Below are 21,654 nucleotides of genomic sequence, written 5' to 3' on the forward strand. Positions count from 1 at the left end.
TAAAAAAAGAATTTCACATTCTGGTTGCCTTATTTATCTCGTGCACCAGATCGTTTAATACATAATTTAAGGCAACCTGATAATTTTTTTACTTCGTAATCTTTGCTTCAAATTTTTCGTGTTCTTCTAAAAACTCCGTTGTAATTGAGTCAAAATCTATTAGTAGATTTATCCAATCATCCTTTATAAATCCTTTTTCACGGTATATGTCGAAGAATAAATCAGTATTTACCGTTCCTGTATCTGGATTTATTCCATTTATATTATTAATCAGGGCCTCCCTCCATAAGGAATTTAATGCCTGGATAGTATGTATGTGCTCTAGTTCATCCTCATTCAATTTAATCCTTTCATTTTTACTCAGTATAGTCGTCAAATCTGATAAATTATCAAGTTTTTCTTCATAGACAATATCCCACTGTATTTCATAAAAAAATGAATTAATATCAGACGCTGTAAATGCAGTTATGGAATTTAATTCCTCATCCGATGCACGTTCAAAAAAGTTAACCGCTATCATTTTTAATTCCCGAACTTTTACTCCGAAACTACCATTATAACTCAAGATCATATCCATTTGCTCCAATGTAATGCTTCTGGAATCAAGAATTTCTTCATACATTATTTGGTTATTATATAAAGCAGAAGACATACCCGAAACAGCACCTGATAACTGATGAGACATATACCTTACATAGTGTTGTTTATCCATATATTGATAAAATCCAAAACATAATATTAATAGAATTATTAAAACGGTAACGATCTTTCTATATTTCATATTCCCTCCTATTTCTAACGTGAATTCTACAAGTTCTTAGTCATACTATGCTACCTATTAGTTGAATAACTTTACTTTTTTCCAGTAGTCTTCCAGTTACTGATCGAGATTACTATAACCTGCCCTAAAATATAAATTACTGAAGTACCTAAAACCACAGTATCTCTTCCAAAGGGTTTAAACCAGCCTCCGTCATCAGATATAAAGAAATAACTTAATAACAATGAAAGGATGGTCATAAAAATGACTGATAGGAATATTCGAAGTAGTTTAACCTCTCTTAGCTGTAATCCAACAATTATTATGAATAGTAAGAATCCTGGGAATAGGAAAACTGGCTCTTGTCTCGTCAAATGGCTATTATATTCATAAAAATGAAATAGGAATGGAATTGGAAGTACTGGTAGTATAATTCGTAAAAATTTTATATAATCACCTCTCAACCAACATTAATACAATATTATCATTCTTACTGAATTACCTATCGCATTAGCTACTTTAGTAACTTATCTATGAATTTACTTGCTTATCCTTTTTGATGAGACCAACTATTAAAAAAATAAATTTCATAATCAAATATTCTAAAGACAGCTTTATGTGGTACATATAACGCAACAAGAATCCGTGCAATACCCAGTAACATAATTTTAGTAAAGGTCATCTATATTCCCTTTTTTTTGCCTTTCTATAAATTCAACAAAAAAGAGTGCATATCCTTCTTTTAGGACAGCCCATTTAGTTGATTAAATAATATCATTAATCCCCTCAACTAAACACAATTTTAATTTTGAAATAGTATACTCCTATACTTCAATAAGAAAGAGCCAATATTCTCCTTACACTAACCTGCTCGTTTCATTAAGTACATCATTTCACAAAGTTATCTTACCATATATTATCATTACATTTAAGTCATATTTTTAAAAATTACAGCTTAGACATAATATCAGAACCTTTACATACAAAAAGGCGAGTTCTAATCAAATCTCGCCCTTAATAATCTTTCATTCTTAAAAATTACTAAATACAAGTAAATTTGCTGTAACGTTTATTCCTTATTGGCATACATAGTCTCGGTACTATGACTGTAAAGTTCAATAATATTCCCAAATGGATCTTCACAATAAACTAAATAATATGGCTTTCCTTCCCATGTATTCCAGATCTCACTCCGCTTTTTCCCACCTGTTTTTGCAATTTTATCCGCAAGTTTTTCCAAGTCATCTGCTATTAAACAAATATGAAAATAGCCTTGATAATCCTGCTTTCCTCTGTCTTCCATTTTTGGTTCTTGAAATTCAAAAAGCTCGAGACCAACCTGATTCTGCGAAACCAAATGCGCATTCCTCATTTTTTTGATGTTTTTACCCAATAAGTCATTGGTCATATTATGTTCCTTTTCTAATTCTGAGACAAAGGTATATGGCCCAGCAATTAGTTTAAAGCCCAAGACCTCCCCATACCACTTGATAGCTGCCTCAATATCGGGAACGGATAAACCTATATGTGTAATTGCTGTCATTATAAATCCCTCCTGATAAGCTAATTCCCTTTGTAAGTGGCTGTCACTCCCCGGATTTTGTTAAAATGACGGTTTAAGTAGTAAGGCTCTTAACCTGTTACAGATTAATGGCTAAGAATGCCTCCTTCACATATTAGCGTAAATCCCTCCTTTAATAGGGATTTCGATAAGGCAATCCAAGCATTAAAGCACGTACCTGCATTATGTAAAAGAACATGCATCTCTTCTGCACAGCTAACGATAACGAATACGAGACTAGGCTTATACCTATTGCTTTTTTAAATCCTATCGAGGGAATATGGGGACATTTTACAGGTCGAGGAATCAAGAGAAAATGATTGATGACAAGCTTAAACTCTTGTTGAAGCTCATTACAAATAACTGATCATTATTTATAGTTACTGCGTAAAAAAGGCTCTCAACATAAACGTTGAAAGCCTTGATAGCCTAAGTGATAGATACCAATGTGCGGGGTCGTAGATTATATCAAAACACTGATTTAAAAAGCTTTTGTCAAAGCCCCGAGAGATATAATCAGGGACTTTCTATTAAAAATTCAATCTATTAAGTCGATGTCTATCTTGGTTCCGATTCCACAACATCTCCATTTTGAAAAACATCATAGAATCCAACCGTGCCAGTACCTCCGTCATCAATAAAATCCTGACTTTGTGCTCTTAAAGAATAAAACAAGTTGCCGTCTGAGTCCTCATGAAGCTCGCCAGCGCTACTAAATACTAAATCATCATTATCAAGGGCATCCTCTGCATAAGCAATCGCTGTTTCTACTGTAAACAACTCTGCTTGGTATTCGTCAAGTAGTAGTGTCCATGTATCAACACCGACAATCCCGTCCCGGACTAAACCATGCTCTGCTTGTAATTCACGGACTTGTTGGTCTGTATGTGGACCAAAATTTCCATCGACTTCTGTTTCATGTCCAAAGTGATTTAACATCACTTGTATAAATTCAACTTCAAAACTTTGGCTACCCTGTTTGACAATCGGCTGTTCTTCAGGCGGCCAATTTAATATCGCTTCGTATCCTGGTGGTATTTCTGATTCTGATAGTTGAATCGAATCATTTTCCGAGGCTGCGTCTACAGTTTGAAAGGGAACAACTTGCACTGCTACAAGCATAACTGCAGGTATTACTGCTAACCATTTCTTTTTCAACATAATCTCCTCCTAAAATAATATAGACTTCGGCATTCGCATAGGCAGATACGACAGTCGATCCCTTGTCATATCTTTTGTTATCCTCAGCTGATAGCCCGCACTATTATCCCGATGTATCGACGTCTGTATACAGATGGTGCATGGTGAGGCCAGTTTGGTCACAAGCGATAGGTCTATTTCCCTTTTTCCTTTCGCTCTCGACCACCTCCTTCGCCTTCTTATTCCAAGAGGTAATTAATTGAATATTTTACATATACCCTATTAAAAATGTGTGAAACACTTTATTGTGTACTTATTTTTATTTTTATCAATAATATAATCTATGAAACCTCAAAATGGCCATACATTTGCCAACCGCTATCTCTCCTATCTATCATTCGAATGTTGTTTTTCTTAATAGTAGCTTACCAGGTAGATTATACAAGAACATCTAGTTCATCTCGTTCTATTGCTTGAATCTAACAAAGATTTTTTACTATTAGATTCTAAAATCCACAAAAAAACTCCTAAACCCTTAGATATAAAGGTTTAGGAGCCAAAAGCCTTTTGTAATTTACTTAAATCATAATATCGATACCGGTGGTCGGGGTCGAACCGACACGTCCGTGAAGACACGGGATTTTGAGTCCCGCGCGTCTGCCAATTCCGCCACACCGGCATAGGTATGGAGGCGGTAACCGGATTTGAACCGGTGATAAAGGTTTTGCAGACCTCTGCCTTACCACTTGGCTATACCGCCAAAAATAAAATGGAGCGGAAGACGGGATTCGAACCCGCGACCCCCACCTTGGCAAGGTGATGTTCTACCACTGAACTACTTCCGCATATGGCTGGGCCACTAGGATTCGAACCTAGGGTACACGGGATCAAAACCCGATGCCTTACCGCTTGGCTATGGCCCAATCAATAAATTTGTTAATTATATGAGGGCGATCGATGGGGATCGAACCCACGTGTGCCGGAGCCACAATCCGGTGCGTTAACCACTTCGCCACGACCGCCATATAATTGTAAATGGCAGGGGTAGTAGGAATCGAACCCACATTGACGGTTTTGGAGACCGTAGTTCTACCGTTAAACTATACCCCTATTATTTATTAAAATGGTGGAGGGGGGCAGATTCGAACTGCCGAACCCTGAGGGAGCGGATTTACAGTCCGCCGCGTTTAGCCACTTCGCTACCCCTCCAACTAAATTGAAGTAAATGGTGGCTCGGGACGGAATCGAACCGCCGACACACGGATTTTCAGTCCGTTGCTCTACCGACTGAGCTACCGAGCCATAATTAAAATATTTTAAATGGCGGTCCGGACGGGACTCGAACCCGCGACCTCCTGCGTGACAGGCAGGCATTCTAACCAACTGAACTACCGGACCATTTTTGGTTGCGGGGGCAGGATTTGAACCTACGACCTTTGGGTTATGAGCCCAACGAGCTACCAGACTGCTCCACCCCGCGGTATGAAATAAAGTATTAAGATGAAATATGGTGGAGGATGCAGGGCTCGAACCTGCGACCCCCTGCTTGTAAGGCAGGTGCTCTCCCAGCTGAGCTAATCCTCCATATTGGTGACCCGTACGGGATTCGAACCCGTGTTACCGCCGTGAAAGGGCGGTGTCTTAACCGCTTGACCAACGGGCCTTATTTTATGTAATAGTGGCGGAGAGCGAGGGATTCGAACCCTCGAGGCCGCGTAAACGGCCTACACGATTTCCAATCGTGCTCCTTCGGCCACTCGGACAGCTCTCCGTATGGCTCCACAGGTAGGATTCGAACCTACGACCGATCGGTTAACAGCCGATTGCTCTACCACTGAGCTACTGTGGAATAATCCAAAATGAAATCTATTTGGTTTTTCAAACATAAATTGCTCGTCCTACCAAATGAGATATTTTAGAGTAGCTTCATTCCTGTCATACAGCTCTTGTATGGTAAGGAATTTACTTGCCTGGCGGCGTCCTACTCTTGCAGGGGCAAAGCCCCAACTACCATCGGCGCTGAAGAGCTTAACTTCTGTGTTCGGCATGGGAACAGGTGTGACCTCTTCGCTATTGCTACCAGACAATATAATTATCACCCAAGTGAACCTCAAGAAAATCAGTGACAACCAATATTATAATCGTTTTTGAAAAAAAATCAAGTATAAAGTTGGGTTTTTATAAGGTTTATACCTTAAAAACTAAATAAGAGAAAACAAGACATCAAATAAAGAATTTAGTTAAGTCCTCGATCGATTAGTATCCGTAAGCTCCACGTGTCACCACGCTTCCACACCGAACCTATCAACCTCATCGTCTCTGAGGGATCTTACTCACTCGAAGTGATGGGAAGTCTCATCTTGAGGGGGGCTTCATGCTTAGATGCTTTCAGCACTTATCCTTTCCACACGTAGCTACCCAGCGATGCTCCTGGCGGAACAACTGGTACACCAGCGGTGTGTCCATCCCGGTCCTCTCGTACTAAGGACAGCTCCTCTCAAACTTCCAACGCCCACGACGGATAGGGACCGAACTGTCTCACGACGTTCTGAACCCAGCTCGCGTACCGCTTTAATGGGCGAACAGCCCAACCCTTGGGACCGACTACAGCCCCAGGATGCGATGAGCCGACATCGAGGTGCCAAACCTCCCCGTCGATGTGAACTCTTGGGGGAGATAAGCCTGTTATCCCCGGGGTAGCTTTTATCCGTTGAGCGATGGCCCTTCCATGCGGAACCACCGGATCACTAAGCCCGACTTTCGTCCCTGCTCGACTTGTAGGTCTCGCAGTCAAGCTCCCTTGTGCCTTTACACTCTACGAATGATTTCCAACCATTCTGAGGGAACCTTTGGGCGCCTCCGTTACCTTTTGGGAGGCGACCGCCCCAGTCAAACTGCCCGCCTGACACTGTCTCCGAACCGGATCACGGTCCTGGGTTAGAATGTCCATACAGCCAGGGTGGTATCCCACGGATGCCTCCACCGAAGCTAGCGCTCCGGTTTCCAAGGCTCCCACCTATCCTGTACAAGCTGCACAGACATTCAATATCAGGCTACAGTAAAGCTCCACGGGGTCTTTCCGTCCTGTCGCGGGTAATGCGCATCTTCACGCATAGTATAATTTCACCGGGTCTCTCGTTGAGACAGTGCCCAAGTCGTTGCACCTTTCGTGCGGGTCGGAACTTACCCGACAAGGAATTTCGCTACCTTAGGACCGTTATAGTTACGGCCGCCGTTTACTGGGGCTTCGGTTCAAAGCTTCGCCTTGCGGCTAACATTTCCCCTTAACCTTCCAGCACCGGGCAGGTGTCAGCCCCTATACTTCGCCTTTCGGCTTCGCAGAGACCTGTGTTTTTGCTAAACAGTCGCTTGGGCCTATTCACTGCGGCTCCATGTAAATGAAGCACCCCTTCTCCCGAAGTTACGGGGTCATTTTGCCGAGTTCCTTAACGAGAGTTCTCCCGCTCACCTTAGGATTCTCTCCTCGCCTACCTGTGTCGGTTTGCGGTACGGGCACCTATGATCTAACTAGAGGCTTTTCTTGGCAGTGTGAAATCCGGAACTTCGGTACTAAATTTCCCTCCCCATCACAGCTTGAAATTGCCAGACGGATTTGCCTATCTGACTTTCTCACTGCTTGGGCGCACATATCCATCAGTGCGCATTCCTTATCCTACTGCGTCCCCCCATCGCTCAAACAATCATGAGGTGGTACAGGAATATCTACCTGTTGTCCATCGCCTACGCCTTTCGGCCTCGGCTTAGGTCCCGACTAACCCTGAGAGGACGAGCCTTCCTCAGGAAACCTTAGGCATTCGGTGAAAGAGATTCTCACTCTTTTTTCGCTACTCATACCGGCATTCTCACTTCTAAGCGCTCCACCAGTCCTCACGGTCTGACTTCACAGCACTTAGAACGCTCTCCTACCATTGTTCGTAAGAACAATCCGCAGCTTCGGTGATACGTTTAGCCCCGGTACATTTTCGGCGCAGAGTCACTCGACCAGTGAGCTATTACGCACTCTTTAAATGATGGCTGCTTCTAAGCCAACATCCTGGTTGTCTGGGCAACTCCACATCCTTTTCCACTTAACGTATACTTTGGGACCTTAGCTGGCGGTCTGGGCTGTTTCCCTTTCGACTATGAACCTTATCACCCATAGTCTGACTCCCAAGTAAAAGTAACTGGCATTCGGAGTTTGACTGAATTCGGTAACCCGGTGAGGGCCCCTAGTCCAATCAGTGCTCTACCTCCAGTACTCTATTTCTTGAGGCTAGCCCTAAAGCTATTTCGGAGAGAACCAGCTATCTCCGTGTTCGATTGGCATTTCACCCCTACCCACACCTCATCCCCGCATTTTTCAACATACGTGGGTTCGGGCCTCCAGTCAGTGTTACCTGACCTTCACCCTGGACATGGGTAGATCACACGGTTTCGGGTCTACGACCGCATACTCATTCGCCCTATTCAGACTCGCTTTCGCTGCGGCTCCGTGTCTTCCACTTAACCTTGCATACGATCGTAACTCGCCGGTCCATTCTACAAAAGGTACGCCGTTACCCATTAACGGGCTTCGACTACTTGTAGGCACACGGTTTCAGGTTCTATTTCACTCCCCTTCCGGGGTGCTTTTCACCTTTCCCTCACGGTACTGGTTCACTATCGGTCACTAGAGAGTATTTAGCCTTGGGAGATGGTCCTCCCGGATTCCGACGGAATTCCACGTGTTCCGCCGTACTCAGGATACACTCCGGAGGGAATTCTTTTTCAACTACAGGGCTGTTACCTTCTGTGGCTGACCTTTCCAGGTCGATTCATTTAAAGAATTCCTTGGTAACTCCGAGTGGAGTGTCCTACAACCCCAGAAAGCAAGCTTTCTGGTTTGGGCTCTTTCCGTTTCGCTCGCCGCTACTCAGGAAATCGATTTTTCTTTCTCTTCCTCCGGGTACTGAGATGTTTCAGTTCCCCGGGTCTACCTCATGCACCCTATGTATTCAGATGCATGTACTGTTCCATTACGAACAGTGGGTTCCCCCATTCGGAAATCCCCGGATCAAAGTTTACTTACAACTCCCCGAGGCATATCGGTGTTAGTCCCGTCCTTCATCGGCTTCTAGTGCCAAGGCATCCACCGTGCGCCCTTATTCACTTAACTAAGTTACAGTAAATAAGCGTACTAATTTATTAGCCTTGCTTTTATTTAATTCAGCTTCAGCTCCTAGAAACTACCGTCATAAGCAATTGACATTCCAAACGCTAAAAACCAAGCGTTTTCCAGTCTCTTGCTTATGCGTCCGTTTCTGAACAGTCGCTTCAGCCTTTTACATTAATATTGATGTCGTTGTTACTCTTATTTAGTTTTCAAGGTACAAATAGAGAGATTTACTCTCTCAAAACTGAACCAAACAACACAGTATGCCCTTCCTACCCGAAGGTAGGGTTCCGTAATAATCCTTAGAAAGGAGGTGATCCAGCCGCACCTTCCGATACGGCTACCTTGTTACGACTTCACCCCAATCATTAGTCCCACCTTCGGCGGCTGGCTCCAAAAGGTTACCTCACCGACTTCGGGTGTTACCAACTCTCGTGGTGTGACGGGCGGTGTGTACAAGGCCCGGGAACGTATTCACCGCGGCATGCTGATCCGCGATTACTAGCGATTCCGGCTTCATGTAGGCGAGTTGCAGCCTACAATCCGAACTGAGAATGGTTTTATGGGATTGGCTTGACCTCACGGGTTCGCTTCCCTTTGTTCCATCCATTGTAGCACGTGTGTAGCCCAGGTCATAAGGGGCATGATGATTTGACGTCATCCCCACCTTCCTCCGGTTTGTCACCGGCAGTCACCTTAGAGTGCCCAACTGAATGCTGGCAACTAAGATCAAGGGTTGCGCTCGTTGCGGGACTTAACCCAACATCTCACGACACGAGCTGACGACAACCATGCACCACCTGTCACTCTGTCCCCGAAGGGAAAACTCTATCTCTAGAGGTATCAGAGGATGTCAAGACCTGGTAAGGTTCTTCGCGTTGCTTCGAATTAAACCACATGCTCCACCGCTTGTGCGGGCCCCCGTCAATTCTTTTGAGTTTCAGCCTTGCGGCCGTACTCCCCAGGCGGAGTGCTTAATGCGTTAACTTCAGCACTAAGGGGCGGAAACCCCCTAACACCTAGCACTCATCGTTTACGGCGTGGACTACCAGGGTATCTAATCCTGTTCGCTACCCACGCTTTCGCTCCTCAGCGTCAGTTACAGACCAGAGAGTCGCCTTCGCCACTGGTGTTCCTCCACATCTCTACGCATTTCACCGCTACACGTGGAATTCCACTCTCCTCTTCTGTACTCAAGTCCTCCAGTTTCCAATGACCCTCCACGGTTAAGCCGTGGGCTTTCACATCAGACTTAAAAGACCGCCTGCGAGCGCTTTACGCCCAATAATTCCGGACAACGCTTGCCACCTACGTATTACCGCGGCTGCTGGCACGTAGTTAGCCGTGGCTTTCTGGTTAGGTACCGTCAAGGTTGGGTCAGTTACTACCCAACTTGTTCTTCCCTAACAACAGAGTTTTACGATCCGAAAACCTTCATCACTCACGCGGCGTTGCTCCGTCAGACTTTCGTCCATTGCGGAAGATTCCCTACTGCTGCCTCCCGTAGGAGTCTGGGCCGTGTCTCAGTCCCAGTGTGGCCGATCACCCTCTCAGGTCGGCTACGCATCGTCGCCTTGGTGAGCCGTTACCTCACCAACTAGCTAATGCGCCGCGGGCCCATCTGTAAGTGACAGCCGAAACCGTCTTTTATCTTCTCACCATGAGATGAAAAGTGTTATCCGGTATTAGCTCACGTTTCCGCGAGTTATCCCGATCTTACAGGCAGGTTGCCCACGTGTTACTCACCCGTCCGCCGCTCATTCCATAAACATTACCCCGAAGGGTTCTGTTTATTTCCTGCGCTCGACTTGCATGTATTAGGCACGCCGCCAGCGTTCGTCCTGAGCCAAGATCAAACTCTCCATAAAAGTTTGTAATACTTAGCTTTTGTAGAAGCTGACTTCTACTTGTTTTAAAAAGAAAAACGAGTTTCCTTTTTCTTGACATACTGGTTGTTTTGTTCAGTTTTCAAAGAGCAAATTTGTTTGTCGCGTTGTTTAGCAGCGACTTTTCTAATATAACATAACTGTTAACGTTGTGTCAACAATTAATTTTAAATTTTTGCCGCTAATCTTTAGTGGATTTTTGCGACGGATTTAACTTTATCACGGCTCTATATTAAAGTCAACGGTTATTTTACAAAAAAATATCTGTTACTTAACAATTGTTTCAAGAAAGGGACGGATTATTAGGTTCTACGCTATTTCCCGCCCACTCTTATTACATATGCAAATTAATTATTATGTGTTACTTCATCGGTTAAAATATATTTTCTTTGATATACAGCATGTCCTTTTGTCTGCTCGAGAACAACGTTAATTATATTTTTCTCAACAAGGTAAGAAAGGATCGCACTTAAGTCTAATCTATATGGTTGGATCATAACATGACTTTTTATCTCAGCATATGACCAAGCACTCTCCTTTGTTTTCATAATATCTAACAAATGCTTAGCTGATATCATGGCACGATTATGTATCACGAAGTCCATACCTATTATCATTAATTCAATTCGTTTATATACTGCTTCATTACTCTCAATGAAAACTTCATATAATTTATATACCTCGGAATCAATTTTCTTTACTTGGCTCCAAACAGTTACTTCGGGATAATAGCCTTTTTCTATTACAGCCAATCTTGCTAAATAGTGAAGGGAATTAAGTATTTTACTATGTGCATCATTAAATTCCCCTGTTTCATAAAGAGCCTTAGCTTCACTATAGCTTTTAACTAATTTGCCGAAATCAATCATTTTCCTTAAATCTCGTTTCTCTTTAGGGAAATCTCGTAGTTGTTCCTTTAACCGAGCAATGTATTCATTTCTATCAAATACGGGTTTCCCCAGAATAATCCATTCAACTGCTCTTCGATAGCCACTTGTATCAATCCATTCCACCAAAACATCCATACGGACAATATGCAGCGCCGCTGTTTTTCCTTCTATTTCATAATGCTTCACATACCAGTTTTGCTCATATTGATCCACGATAATAAGTAGAATAACATCGAATTCGTCGGTAACTGGACTGTCATGTTGAATCTTCTCTATTAATAATATCCCCAATGTATTGGGATTACTTGCATGTTCTTGATATATAGGTCTCAGCGAATTTTCCATTCTACGGTTTCCTCCATTTTCGATTTCTATTTAGAGTAATTCGTTACATTTGATTGAAAAACCTTTTTCATAATTAATTTTTTTAGTTTTTATGCTATACTACAGTTGTAAAATAAGGGGGAAAAACATGGCACAACAATTGGTATATTCAAGTAAAATAAATAAGATTCGTACGTTCGCGCTGATTCTAGTTTTTGCAGGTATTCTGTTAATGTACGCAGGTATTCTCACTAAAAATATTGAGTGGTTAATGGTTATATTTTTTATATTAGGATTACTGATGGTTGTTTTCAGTTGTGTTGTCTATGTCTGGATAGGAACTCTATCCCTTAAGGCGGTACCTGTTGTATGTCCAAGCTGTGACAAGCCAACCAAGATGTTAGGTCGTGTTGATGCTTGTATGCATTGCAAACAACCATTGACCATGGATAAGAACCTAGAAGGTGAAGCATTCGATGAAAAATATAATAAACGTAGCTATGCAAAATCACAAAAGAAACGTTAAATTACTGCACGCACTAAATCCGTCGAAATCGACGGATTTTTTTACCGACAGACAACATTGCATATCAACGATCTAACGAAGGGAAAGATATTTCAATGGAACCCCTATTGCATTTTGATTTTATAAGTGAAACGAGAAAAAATAGTCCCTTTCTTTTTAAAGATCCGATCAAAATTTTTTCCACTACTAAAATAGACGAAGTGATTCCTTTATTAAATGAAATTGAAGCAGAAACGAGCAAAGGCTACTATGCAGCAGGATATCTTTCCTATGAAGCTGCTCCTGCATTTGAAAAAGCTTTAAAAGTTCATTCTAACCCAGTCATGCCACTTCTTTGGTTCGGAATTTATGAGAAGCCGGAGAAGAAGCGACTTCAATCCGTTCAAGAATTTCATACTTCCGAATGGAAAGCTCAAACTACTTTATTCGATTATAACAATTGTATCGGGCAAATTAAAAATTACATTAAAAAGGGCATTACCTATCAAGTTAACTATACCATTCGTATGCTGGCCCAGTTTTCCGGCGATTCTGTTGCATACTACAATCAACTAGCCAATGCTCAAGCAGCAGATTACAGTGCCTATTTAAACATTGGTGATTTTACAATCGTTTCTGCTTCACCCGAATTATTCTTTCACTTAAAAGAAGGTAAGCTTACTACTAAGCCGATGAAAGGTACGATTGAGAGAGGAACTACTTCAGAAGAGGACCAGTCAAATGCAAATTGGCTTTATCATTCGAAGAAAAACCGCGCTGAAAATGTGATGATTGTCGATCTGCTGCGAAATGATTTAGGAATGATAGCAAAGCCAAACAGTGTAAAGGTACCGAAGCTATATTCCATCGAGGAATACCCAACAGTCTATCAGATGACTTCCACAGTAACTGCAGAGATTTCAAAAGAAAAAACAATTGCCGATATATTCACCGCGTTATTTCCTTGTGGCTCCATTACAGGAGCACCTAAAATAAGTACAATGAATATAATTAATCGGCTTGAACCTACTCCACGGGAAGTGTATTGTGGAACGATTGGTTACATAACTCCTGACAAGGAGGCTATTTTTAACGTACCAATACGAACAGTAATGATCGATAATCATAGTGGTGATGCAACGTACGGAATTGGCGGCGGGATTACTTGGGATTCAAATGATCAGGATGAATACAAGGAAGCACTAACAAAAGCAAAAGTATTAGCCGTCTCGCCGATGCAGTTTCAATTATTAGAAACAATTGGGCTTGAAGACGGAGTCTATTTCATTTCACAAAATCACTTAAACCGATTGAATAAGAGTGCTTCTTATTTTAACTATCATGTAGACATAGCAAGCGCAAAAGAGAAACTTCAGGATTTTGCAATTGCCCACCAACACGGAAAATGGAAGGTCCGACTACTTTCCGATCGTGATGGGCAAATTACAATAGAAGGAAAGGAAATAACTGAACTTACCGATTCTGTTCCAGTCAAGCTAGCTCATCATGCAGTAGATAAGGAAAACCCTTTTCTGCATTATAAAACAACGAACAGAAACATTTATGAAAAAGTGAAACAACGACACCCTGAAGTATTCGACGTTCTAATGTGGAATCAGGAGGATGAAATTACAGAATTTACGACAGGTAATATTGTAGTAGAGATAGAGGGCAAATTATATACACCACCATTAAGTTCAGGCTTACTTGCTGGCACGTACAGGGAAGTATTACTTAATGAGAGAATTATTTTAGAAAGAAAGTTACTAGTTGGGGAACTCAGTAGTATATCTAAAATGTGGCTCATTAATAGTGTAAGAAAATGGATGCTTGTTCATCTATTATAATGATAAATAATATTAGAGCCATAATAAAAGCCAATTGTAAGTTAATCTTACAATTGGCTTTTAGCAATTAGTGTTTTTGTGTTAGCATTCCTTGACAACCAGGGCACTTCCCGTAAACTTCAAGTCGATGATGACTTACTTCAAATCCAGTTACCTGTTCAGCTAGGGATTCTACTTCATCTAATGATGGATAATGAAAATCAACAATTTTTCCACACGCTTCGCAAATAATATGATAATGATCAGAAGTATTGCAGTCAAACCTGCTTGATGAATCTCCGTAGGTTAATTCACGAACTAACCCTACTTCTCTAAGCACACGGAGGTTATTATAAACAGTTGCCACACTCATGTTAGGGAATTTCCCTTCCAACGCTTTATATATATCATCTGCTGTTGGATGAACCATCGTGTTAAGCAAGTACTCTAGAACTGCGTGCCGCTGTGGTGTGATACGGACGCCTGATTCTTTTAATGTATCAATTGCTTTCCGTAGCCGCTTTTCAGACACCGCCAAACACCTCACTTTCAAATTAATAATATATTCAATTAACAACGTTATTAGATTGTAATCTTTATAATTAGTGTAACTGCTTACCTAGTGTTCTGTCAATATTAGAGGTTGTTCAAAAAAGTCCGGTAAAAATGACACATCGAGAGCAGTAGACCTTCGACTAAGTACCGACACGTCCTGTGTCGAACGTCGAATTCACCACATCCTGCGGAAGCCCGGTACGGGGAGCTTACGCCGCCTCGAACTTCGACGCACAGGACGTGCTAGTGTCGGCGTCGCAAAAGGACGTTGCGATCTTAGACGACCTTGGTCCTTCTTATCCTCCTTTTCGAACACATACCATAAGTATATTATACAAATTGAATTAAATATCTACCTTTAACGGTAATTCATCGCCACCTAGCTTCTTATTAACATATCTAGCTGCAACAAATAGAAAATCGGATAATCGATTTAAATAGGATAATACAAGATCATTTTTCAATTCATCACCTAGACCAACCACGATACGTTCTGCTCTTCTAACAACCGTTCTCGCAGTATGCAAGGCGCTTGAAGCACTATGACCAGACGGAAGGATAAAGTTTCTCAGTGGATCTAATTGACCATCCCAATTGTCAATTTGGTCCTCCATCTCTTGAATATGTTCCTGCTTTAATTTCCAGTTTACCTCTTTATCAGCTGGCGTAGAGAGCTCAGCCCCTACATGAAATAGAATCGTCTGTACACGATGCATCTGCTCTAAGAACTGCTCTTTCTCATTCCAGTCTTCCTGATTGAGAAAACTTAGCGCAAGACCAATTATAGAATTTGCTTCATCACATGTTCCATACGCCTCTACACGTAAATGATTTTTTGGTACACGTTCGCCATAAACTAATGACGTTTGTCCTTTATCACCAGCACGCGTATAAATTCGCATTGCTAATACCCCCTAGATAAATCGATTTTATTCGTATAATCGCCCGCACCAGTTATATACTGGTCAAGATTTTTTGTAAAAATCTCTAATGCCCGTGTTACATAATCTGGTGAAAGACCTGATATATGAGGGGTGATTGTAATGTTATCCTCTGACCAAAATGGATGGTCTTTCGGTAATGGCTCTTGCTCCGTTACATCCAAAATCGCGTGAGCAATTTCATTTTCTTGTACAGCTTTAAGAATCACTTCACTGCTAACTGCGTCACCTCGTCCCATATTTAAAAACACGCCATGATTTGGCATTGCATTAAAATGATTATCCGTAAAAAATCCGCTTGTCTCTTTTGTTCTCGGTAGTACTGATACAAGGAAATCTGCTTCAGCTAACACATGCTTAAGCTTATCATTTGTAACATTTTCATCAAAATACGCTACATTTTTTCCACTTCTGGATACACCAATCGTTTTCATTTGAAAAGCTTTTGCAAGACGAGCAACCTCTTGACCGATTGCGCCAGTTCCAGCAATAACAATTGTACTTCCAGTTATTTCTTTTACTTTTACAGATTTGTCCCATCGATGGGCCTTTTCATTTTGCATCAATATTTTTTCCTGGCGATAAACTTGTAATAACATTGATATAGCATATTCAGCCATTTGTATCTTATGAATACCTCTTGCATTCGTTACGATAATTTCTTTTTCCTTAATGAGTTCAACAGGTAATTCATCTACTCCAGCCGATAGAACCATAATCCATTTAAGGCTGGCTGCACGTTGAATAACCTGCACATTAACATCACTACCATACGTGACAAGAACCTCAGCCTCAGCTAAATATTTCTTCGTCATCTCATCACTTTCGGAGAATAAAAAATGTTGATTGGAATAGTCCTGTTTTAACTTTTCTTGATGCTTGCCTGATATTTTTGCTGAAAATAAAATCATTACGAAAGCCCTCCCCCTAAAACCCCTTTCTTCTATACTAATTGTTTTTTTTAAAACTGAAAACAATAAAGCAAAACAGCCCAAAATTGGACTGCTTCCTTCGTACGCTTTATGATAGATTTTCTTTTATAAATTCTAACGCTTCTTCTACATGCCCTTTGACTCTTACTTTTCGAAATTCCTTTTGGAGTTTTCCTTCTTTATCAATGATGAACGTAGAGCGTTCGATTCCGTAATATTCTTTTCCGAAGTTCTTCTTCAATTTCCACACATCAAACATCTCTGCAATTTTATGGTCTTCATCAGCTAACAATAAAAATGGCAGTTCATGTTTATTAATGAACTTCTGATGGCTTTCAGCCGGGTCTGGACTAATACCAATAATTACGGCGTCTAATTCCGCAAAGCTCTCATGCTGATCGCGAAAATCACAAGCCTCTGTCGTGCATCCTGGTGTCATATCCTTAGGATAAAAGTATAAAACCACATGCTTACCCTTGAAATCAGATAGATGCACCTGCTCGCCAGATTGACTTGGCAACGTGAAATCCTCTACTTTTTTTCCAATCTCTATTGTCATGAAAATTTCCCTCCAACTTAAAACATTCTATTGCAACTATATCATATCAAGCTGATAGATTCATATATCCCTGCTTCTATCTCGAGATTGAAGCACTCTAACCACAAATGCAGCCGGTAAAATATATCCGATCAATGCTTGTGTTAAAGCAATGAATCTCCCAATTCCAACTGGAGTAATATCTCCATATCCAACCGAAAGTAATGTAACGCCACTGAAATAAACGGAATGGATAATAGATCCTATAATACTTACCTGCCGCAGCTCCCCGTTTTCTACGAGAACAATTCCTTCAATAGATAAAATGAAATAAATCATGCCATAGCCAAACATAAGAATGATATAAATAATGAGTAATGCCATAAATATCTCTATCGAAAACCGACTCTCCTTCATTTCCAGAACTTGAGCAAAGCTTTTCCCATGGAAAAAGTCAAAGAAGCTTTTTATCACGATAAGGCATATCCCAATCATAACTAGCCAAGGTATAACCATTCAGGACCCCTCATTTATAATTGTTATATGATATATGTATGCTTCATACTGAAAAAGCTTGTCTTAGAAAAAACGAAAATGTGAAATTTGACGTTCGCCACTTCGTAATCATTCTGTATTCCATTTTATGTTATATTAGTTAATGTCAGTACGGAGAAATCAAGGGAGGATTTCAGAAATGAATTTCACAAAATCAGAAGAGCTTCACACAGAAGCTTTGGAACATATTGTTGGAGGAGTTAATTCACCTTCTCGTGCATTTAAAGCGGTAGGCGGTGGCTCGCCTGTATATATGGAACGTGGGCAAGGTCCTTATTTTTGGGATGTTGACGGAAATAAGTACATAGATTATTTAGCAGCTTATGGCCCAATTATAACTGGTCATGCACACCCACATATTGCTAAAGCTATTGCACACGCTGCGACTACTGGTGTCTTGTATGGTACACCGACAAAATTAGAAAATCAATTTGCTAAAATGTTAAAGGAAGCAATTCCTTCTCTGGAAAAGGTTCGTTTCAACAATTCAGGAACCGAAGCAGTTATGACTACAATCCGTGTAGCTCGCGCTTATACAGGTAGAACAAAAATTATTAAATTTGCGGGCTGTTATCATGGACACTTTGATGCGGTACTCGTACAAGCTGGCTCAGGACCATCTACACTTGGCACTCCAGATTCAGCAGGAGTTCCTAAATCAACTGCTGCCGACGTCATTACCGTTCCCTTTAATGATTTAGATGCTTATAAGGAAGCACTAGATAAATGGGGAGATCAAATTGCTGCTGTATTAGTTGAGCCAATTGTAGGGAACTTCGGAATTGTCGAACCACATGAAGGCTTTTTACAAGCTGTTAATGATTTAACACACGAAGCAGGAGCACTTGTTATTTATGATGAAGTGATTACTGCCTTTCGTTTCACCTATGGAAGTGCACAGCAGCTATATGGAGTAGAACCTGATATGACAGCAATGGGTAAAATCATTGGTGGAGGACTTCCTATTGGGGCCTACGGTGGTCGTAAAGATATTATGGAACAAGTTGCACCACTTGGACCTGCATATCAAGCTGGAACGATGGCTGGTAATCCTGCATCAATGGCTTCTGGTATTGCGTGCTTAGAAGTTTTGAAACAGGATGGCGTATACGAAAAATTAGATCAGCTTGGAGAAATGCTGGAAAATGGTATTTTAGAACAAGCTGAAAAATATGGTGTGCCTATTACAGTCAATCGTTTGCGTGGAGCACTGACAGTATACTTTGGTGAAGAAAAGATTACGAATTATGAACAAGCTGAAGCTACAGATGGAGATGCGTTTGCAACCTTCTTTAAACTAATGCTGAACCAGGGAATTAACCTAGCACCATCAAAATATGAAGCATGGTTCTTAACAACAGAGCATAAGGAATCTGATATTGCTCAAACAATAGACGCTGTTAGTCACGCCTTTAGTGTCATGACAGGTAAATAAAAACACTGTAGTTTGTCCCAAATTCTTTTTAAGATAACAAAACAGATAGGAAAGTTAAGCTTTCCTATCTGTTTCTTTATTTGGACTTGCTTCCTTCATCCAAATTCTGAATTTGATACAACTGATGGTAGTCCCCTTGTTTTTCCATCAATTCTTGGTGAGACCCGACTTCTGTAATTTCGCCGTTTTCAATCACAACAATTCTATCGGCATGCGTGATCGTTGCAAGGCGATGTGCAACAATAAAGGTTGTACGATCTGCTGCTAATTTTTCCATTGTTTCCTGGATTAAATGTTCGCTCTCCAAGTCTAACGCGGAGGTTGCTTCATCAAAAATTAAAATCGGTGGATTTTTGAGAAATACGCGCGCAATGGCAACCCGCTGCTTTTGTCCACCTGATAATTTTACACCGCGTTCTCCTACTAACGTGTCATATCCATTTGGCAGGTTCGTAATAAAGTCATGCGCATTAGCAGCCTTTGCAGCAGCAATTACTTCTTCGTCCGTTGCGTCCGGATTTCCCATTCGAATATTCATAGCGATGGATTCACTAAAAAGAATATTGTCTTGTAAAACCATTCCAATGTTATTCCGAAGTGCTCTTGCTTTCATATCACGAATGTCCATCCCATCGACTTTAATCGAACCATCCGTAACATCATAAAATCTTGGGATCAAACTAATTAAGGTAGACTTCCCGCCACCACTCATCCCGACAAAAGCAATCGTTTCTCCTTCCTCGACATGCAAATTGATGTTTTTCAACACCTTTAGCTCCGCTTCGTCATATTGGAAGGAAACATTTTCAAAATCGACAGCGCCATTAACTCTTCCAGGATCAATCGCATTTTCCTTATCGACAATGTCATATTTCTCATTCATAAATTCAAAAACACGATCAATCGAAGCGACTGCTTGAACCAATGTCGTTGATGAATTAATTAACCTCCGAAGTGGACTGTATACGCGTTCCAAATAGCCAACAAAAGCGACCATTGTTCCCATCGTTACATTACCTATAATGACTTGATAGCCCGCAAAAGCAATGACTAAAAGCGGAGCAAGATCAGTAATCGTATTTGTTACAGCGAATGTTTTGGCATTCCAGTTTGTATGAACAAGCGCTTTATCAAGAAAATTCCCATTGCGCTCTACAAATTGTATTTGTTCATAGTCTTCTAACGCAAAGCTTCTCGTAACAGGTACACCTTGAACACGCTCATGTAAATGTCCTTGAACTTCCGCTAACGCCTGGGATCTGTCCCTTGTCAATTTCCTGAGTCTCCCATAAAAGTATTTAATCGCAAACCCAAAGAATGGGAACAATATAATCGAAACAATGGTTAATCCAATATCCATTGATAGCATAATACCTATTGCAATGAGTATCGTTATTAAATCTAACCAAACGTTCATTAGACCTGTAATGACAAAATTCTTCGTCTGTTCGACATCATTTATTACCCGGGAAATAATTTCGCCAGTTTTTGTCTGAGAATAGAATTTCAAACTTAGCTTCTGGATATGATCAAAAAGTCTATCCCGAATATCATATAAGACTTTATTGCCTACCCACTGTCCAAGGTATTGACGAATGTATTCAACTGGTGGCCGTAATAATAAAAATACTACAAAGGCAATTCCCATTACCCATAGCAATTTACTTATTTTGTCAGCATCACTCATGTTTTCTGCAACGATGATATCATCAATTACATACTTTAAAATTAATGGCATTAATAATGGGATACCAAATTTAATAATACCGATGACTATTGTCCAAAGTATTTTCCACTTATACGGGGCAACAAATTTCATGTATTGCTTTACACTGCTCATATTATCATTCCCAATCTTTTTAATTCATCTTTTGCTTAGAAAAAATTTGCACTCGTTAATGGGATTCTTAGAATGCCTTCTTTACTTGCTTAGAATCCCTTACCTTATACTTTAAAGTGCAAACCTTCAGCGAATGACTTAGTTGCACTTATAGTCCAATAGAAAATCCTTGTTACAAATAAGGTAACAAGGACAAGTCCCTTTGTATTTCATGTATATTTCTTACTCACCGATAGGTTAAGTATCGTTCATACCAACCATCAATAAAATCTGGTGCAAAGGGACCTTTTCGTTGACGTACCCACCGCAATAAATATTCTATATTATTATGAAGAATTCGATCTAGTACAACTGGGTAATTCATCTTTTGGCGATGGTCTTCATATTCATCCTCATCCAAAAGATCATATGTCATATCTGGATATACTTTCACATCCAAATCATAATCGATATATTTCAATGCCTCATCATCGTATACAAATGGAGAACTGATATTACAATAGTAGTGAATACCATCGTCTCTCAGCATACCGATGATATTAAACCAATGCTTCGCATGAAAATAACATATTGCTGGTTCTCTTGTGACCCAGGTGCGACCATCACTTTCCGTAACTTGTGTTCGGTCATTCGCCCCAATTACAATAGTTTCTGTAGCTTTTAATACCGTACTGTTCTCCCAGATCCGATGAAGCTGTCCATTATGTTTATAGCTCTGTATCTGCATTTTTGAACCTGCTCCCGGAGTAACCATCCTATCTTCCTTTCCCCGCTCTTCCGCCATCAATTATCATTCATTATAATGCTAACCAAA

The 21,654-nt window shown here is 40.8% G+C and carries 14 protein-coding genes, 14 tRNA genes and 3 rRNA genes; 3 read left to right on the top strand and 28 right to left on the bottom strand.

Features of this window, described 5'->3' with window-relative positions:
* Positions 1-88: 88 nt before the first annotated feature.
* The 21 genes from NYE61_RS07760 to NYE61_RS07860 form a co-directional block, all read right to left on the bottom strand.
* A complete protein-coding gene (locus NYE61_RS07760; protein ID WP_118888612.1) occupies positions 89-781 on the bottom strand; it encodes a hypothetical protein in 693 nt (230 codons plus the stop codon).
* A 1,048-nt stretch (positions 782-1,829) separates the two neighbouring features.
* On the bottom strand, positions 1,830-2,303 hold the full coding sequence (locus tag NYE61_RS07765) for a VOC family protein (protein WP_303451179.1): 474 nt from the start codon (positions 2,301-2,303) through the stop codon (positions 1,830-1,832).
* A gap of 576 nt (positions 2,304-2,879) precedes the next feature.
* Positions 2,880-3,482: a peptidoglycan-binding domain-containing protein gene (locus tag NYE61_RS07770; protein ID WP_339317260.1), complete on the bottom strand. Its 603-nt coding sequence runs from the start codon at positions 3,480-3,482 to the stop codon at positions 2,880-2,882.
* 574 nt (positions 3,483-4,056) lie between these two features.
* A tRNA-Leu gene (locus tag NYE61_RS07775) sits at positions 4,057-4,140 on the bottom strand.
* Positions 4,141-4,147: 7 nt separating this feature from the next.
* Positions 4,148-4,221 (bottom strand) — tRNA-Cys (locus NYE61_RS07780).
* A gap of 10 nt (positions 4,222-4,231) precedes the next feature.
* Positions 4,232-4,306: transfer RNA gene (locus NYE61_RS07785), tRNA-Gly, on the bottom strand.
* Positions 4,307-4,309: 3 nt separating this feature from the next.
* Positions 4,310-4,384 (bottom strand) — tRNA-Gln (locus NYE61_RS07790).
* A gap of 26 nt (positions 4,385-4,410) precedes the next feature.
* Positions 4,411-4,483, bottom strand: a tRNA-His gene (locus tag NYE61_RS07795).
* Positions 4,484-4,497: 14 nt separating this feature from the next.
* Positions 4,498-4,571, bottom strand: a tRNA-Trp gene (locus NYE61_RS07800).
* 14 nt (positions 4,572-4,585) lie between these two features.
* Positions 4,586-4,670 (bottom strand) — tRNA-Tyr (locus NYE61_RS07805).
* A gap of 17 nt (positions 4,671-4,687) precedes the next feature.
* Positions 4,688-4,763: transfer RNA gene (locus NYE61_RS07810), tRNA-Phe, on the bottom strand.
* Positions 4,764-4,782: 19 nt separating this feature from the next.
* Positions 4,783-4,859, bottom strand: a tRNA-Asp gene (locus NYE61_RS07815).
* A 5-nt stretch (positions 4,860-4,864) separates the two neighbouring features.
* A tRNA-Met gene (locus NYE61_RS07820) sits at positions 4,865-4,941 on the bottom strand.
* Between the two features lie 28 nt (positions 4,942-4,969).
* Positions 4,970-5,045 (bottom strand) — tRNA-Val (locus tag NYE61_RS07825).
* Between the two features lie 4 nt (positions 5,046-5,049).
* Positions 5,050-5,124: transfer RNA gene (locus NYE61_RS07830), tRNA-Glu, on the bottom strand.
* Between the two features lie 16 nt (positions 5,125-5,140).
* Positions 5,141-5,232, bottom strand: a tRNA-Ser gene (locus tag NYE61_RS07835).
* 3 nt (positions 5,233-5,235) lie between these two features.
* Positions 5,236-5,310, bottom strand: a tRNA-Asn gene (locus NYE61_RS07840).
* A 119-nt stretch (positions 5,311-5,429) separates the two neighbouring features.
* Positions 5,430-5,545, bottom strand: a 5S ribosomal RNA gene (rrf, locus tag NYE61_RS07845).
* Positions 5,546-5,697: 152 nt separating this feature from the next.
* Positions 5,698-8,616, bottom strand: a 23S ribosomal RNA gene (locus NYE61_RS07850).
* A 303-nt stretch (positions 8,617-8,919) separates the two neighbouring features.
* Positions 8,920-10,481 (bottom strand): 16S ribosomal RNA (locus tag NYE61_RS07855).
* Together the 16S, 23S and 5S rRNA genes with 14 tRNA genes alongside form the textbook arrangement of a ribosomal RNA operon.
* Before the next feature lie 365 nt (positions 10,482-10,846).
* The gene (locus NYE61_RS07860) at positions 10,847-11,734 is read right to left on the bottom strand and encodes a nucleotidyltransferase-like protein (RefSeq protein ID WP_303447608.1); all 888 of its coding nucleotides are present in this window, start codon (positions 11,732-11,734) and stop codon (positions 10,847-10,849) included.
* A gap of 127 nt (positions 11,735-11,861) precedes the next feature.
* On the opposite strand from NYE61_RS07860, the gene NYE61_RS07865 reads away from it, so the two are divergent.
* The gene (locus NYE61_RS07865) at positions 11,862-12,239 is read left to right on the top strand and encodes a YgzB family protein (RefSeq protein ID WP_303447609.1); all 378 of its coding nucleotides are present in this window, start codon (positions 11,862-11,864) and stop codon (positions 12,237-12,239) included.
* Between the two features lie 95 nt (positions 12,240-12,334).
* Positions 12,335-14,065, top strand: coding sequence for an aminodeoxychorismate synthase component I (gene pabB, locus NYE61_RS07870; protein WP_303447610.1), 1,731 nt, complete (start codon positions 12,335-12,337; stop codon positions 14,063-14,065).
* Between the two features lie 67 nt (positions 14,066-14,132).
* Here the strand turns inward: pabB and perR are convergent, their stop codons facing one another.
* From perR to NYE61_RS07895, 5 genes are all read right to left on the bottom strand, one after another.
* A complete protein-coding gene (gene perR, locus NYE61_RS07875) occupies positions 14,133-14,576 on the bottom strand; it encodes a peroxide-responsive transcriptional repressor PerR (protein ID WP_095313614.1) in 444 nt (147 codons plus the stop codon).
* A gap of 367 nt (positions 14,577-14,943) precedes the next feature.
* Positions 14,944-15,501, bottom strand: a complete 558-nt coding sequence (locus NYE61_RS07880) for a cob(I)yrinic acid a,c-diamide adenosyltransferase (protein ID WP_303447611.1) — start codon at positions 15,499-15,501, stop codon at positions 14,944-14,946.
* 2 nt (positions 15,502-15,503) lie between these two features.
* Positions 15,504-16,451: a D-2-hydroxyacid dehydrogenase gene (locus NYE61_RS07885; RefSeq protein ID WP_303447612.1), complete on the bottom strand. Its 948-nt coding sequence runs from the start codon at positions 16,449-16,451 to the stop codon at positions 15,504-15,506.
* 109 nt (positions 16,452-16,560) lie between these two features.
* Positions 16,561-17,031, bottom strand: a complete 471-nt coding sequence (bcp, locus tag NYE61_RS07890; RefSeq protein WP_251661643.1) for a thioredoxin-dependent thiol peroxidase — start codon at positions 17,029-17,031, stop codon at positions 16,561-16,563.
* A gap of 60 nt (positions 17,032-17,091) precedes the next feature.
* Positions 17,092-17,526, bottom strand: a complete 435-nt coding sequence (locus tag NYE61_RS07895; protein WP_095313621.1) for an ion channel — start codon at positions 17,524-17,526, stop codon at positions 17,092-17,094.
* 178 nt (positions 17,527-17,704) lie between these two features.
* On the opposite strand from NYE61_RS07895, the gene NYE61_RS07900 reads away from it, so the two are divergent.
* On the top strand, positions 17,705-19,000 hold the full coding sequence (locus NYE61_RS07900; RefSeq protein ID WP_095313623.1) for a glutamate-1-semialdehyde 2,1-aminomutase: 1,296 nt from the start codon (positions 17,705-17,707) through the stop codon (positions 18,998-19,000).
* 76 nt (positions 19,001-19,076) lie between these two features.
* Here the strand turns inward: NYE61_RS07900 and NYE61_RS07905 are convergent, their stop codons facing one another.
* Together NYE61_RS07905 and NYE61_RS07910 are read right to left on the bottom strand one after the other, a co-directional pair.
* Positions 19,077-20,840 carry an ABC transporter ATP-binding protein gene (locus NYE61_RS07905; protein ID WP_303447615.1) on the bottom strand — a complete coding sequence of 588 codons (1,764 nt, stop codon included), beginning with the start codon at positions 20,838-20,840 and terminating at the stop codon, positions 19,077-19,079.
* A gap of 226 nt (positions 20,841-21,066) precedes the next feature.
* Positions 21,067-21,594, bottom strand: a complete 528-nt coding sequence (locus tag NYE61_RS07910; protein ID WP_095313627.1) for a DUF402 domain-containing protein — start codon at positions 21,592-21,594, stop codon at positions 21,067-21,069.
* Positions 21,595-21,654 lie beyond the last annotated feature (60 nt).

Origin of the sequence: Oceanobacillus sp. FSL W7-1304 (genome assembly GCF_037969805.1) — a bacterium.
GTDB classification, from domain to species: domain Bacteria; phylum Bacillota; class Bacilli; order Bacillales; family Amphibacillaceae; genus Oceanobacillus; species Oceanobacillus profundus.

Coding starts and splice junctions, on each gene's coding strand:
- NYE61_RS07760 (WP_118888612.1), bottom strand. CDS start 781: ATGAAATATAGAAAGATCGTTACCGTTTTAATAATTCTATTAATATTA.
- NYE61_RS07765 (WP_303451179.1), bottom strand. CDS start 2,303: ATGACAGCAATTACACATATAGGTTTATCCGTTCCCGATATTGAGGCA.
- NYE61_RS07770 (WP_339317260.1), bottom strand. CDS start 3,482: ATGTTGAAAAAGAAATGGTTAGCAGTAATACCTGCAGTTATGCTTGTA.
- NYE61_RS07860 (WP_303447608.1), bottom strand. CDS start 11,734: ATGGAAAATTCGCTGAGACCTATATATCAAGAACATGCAAGTAATCCC.
- NYE61_RS07865 (WP_303447609.1), top strand. CDS start 11,862: ATGGCACAACAATTGGTATATTCAAGTAAAATAAATAAGATTCGTACG.
- pabB (WP_303447610.1), top strand. CDS start 12,335: ATGGAACCCCTATTGCATTTTGATTTTATAAGTGAAACGAGAAAAAAT.
- NYE61_RS07880 (WP_303447611.1), bottom strand. CDS start 15,501: ATGCGAATTTATACGCGTGCTGGTGATAAAGGACAAACGTCATTAGTT.
- NYE61_RS07885 (WP_303447612.1), bottom strand. CDS start 16,451: ATGATTTTATTTTCAGCAAAAATATCAGGCAAGCATCAAGAAAAGTTA.
- bcp (WP_251661643.1), bottom strand. CDS start 17,031: ATGACAATAGAGATTGGAAAAAAAGTAGAGGATTTCACGTTGCCAAGT.
- NYE61_RS07895 (WP_095313621.1), bottom strand. CDS start 17,526: ATGGTTATACCTTGGCTAGTTATGATTGGGATATGCCTTATCGTGATA.
- NYE61_RS07900 (WP_095313623.1), top strand. CDS start 17,705: ATGAATTTCACAAAATCAGAAGAGCTTCACACAGAAGCTTTGGAACAT.
- NYE61_RS07905 (WP_303447615.1), bottom strand. CDS start 20,840: ATGAGCAGTGTAAAGCAATACATGAAATTTGTTGCCCCGTATAAGTGG.
- NYE61_RS07910 (WP_095313627.1), bottom strand. CDS start 21,594: ATGGTTACTCCGGGAGCAGGTTCAAAAATGCAGATACAGAGCTATAAA.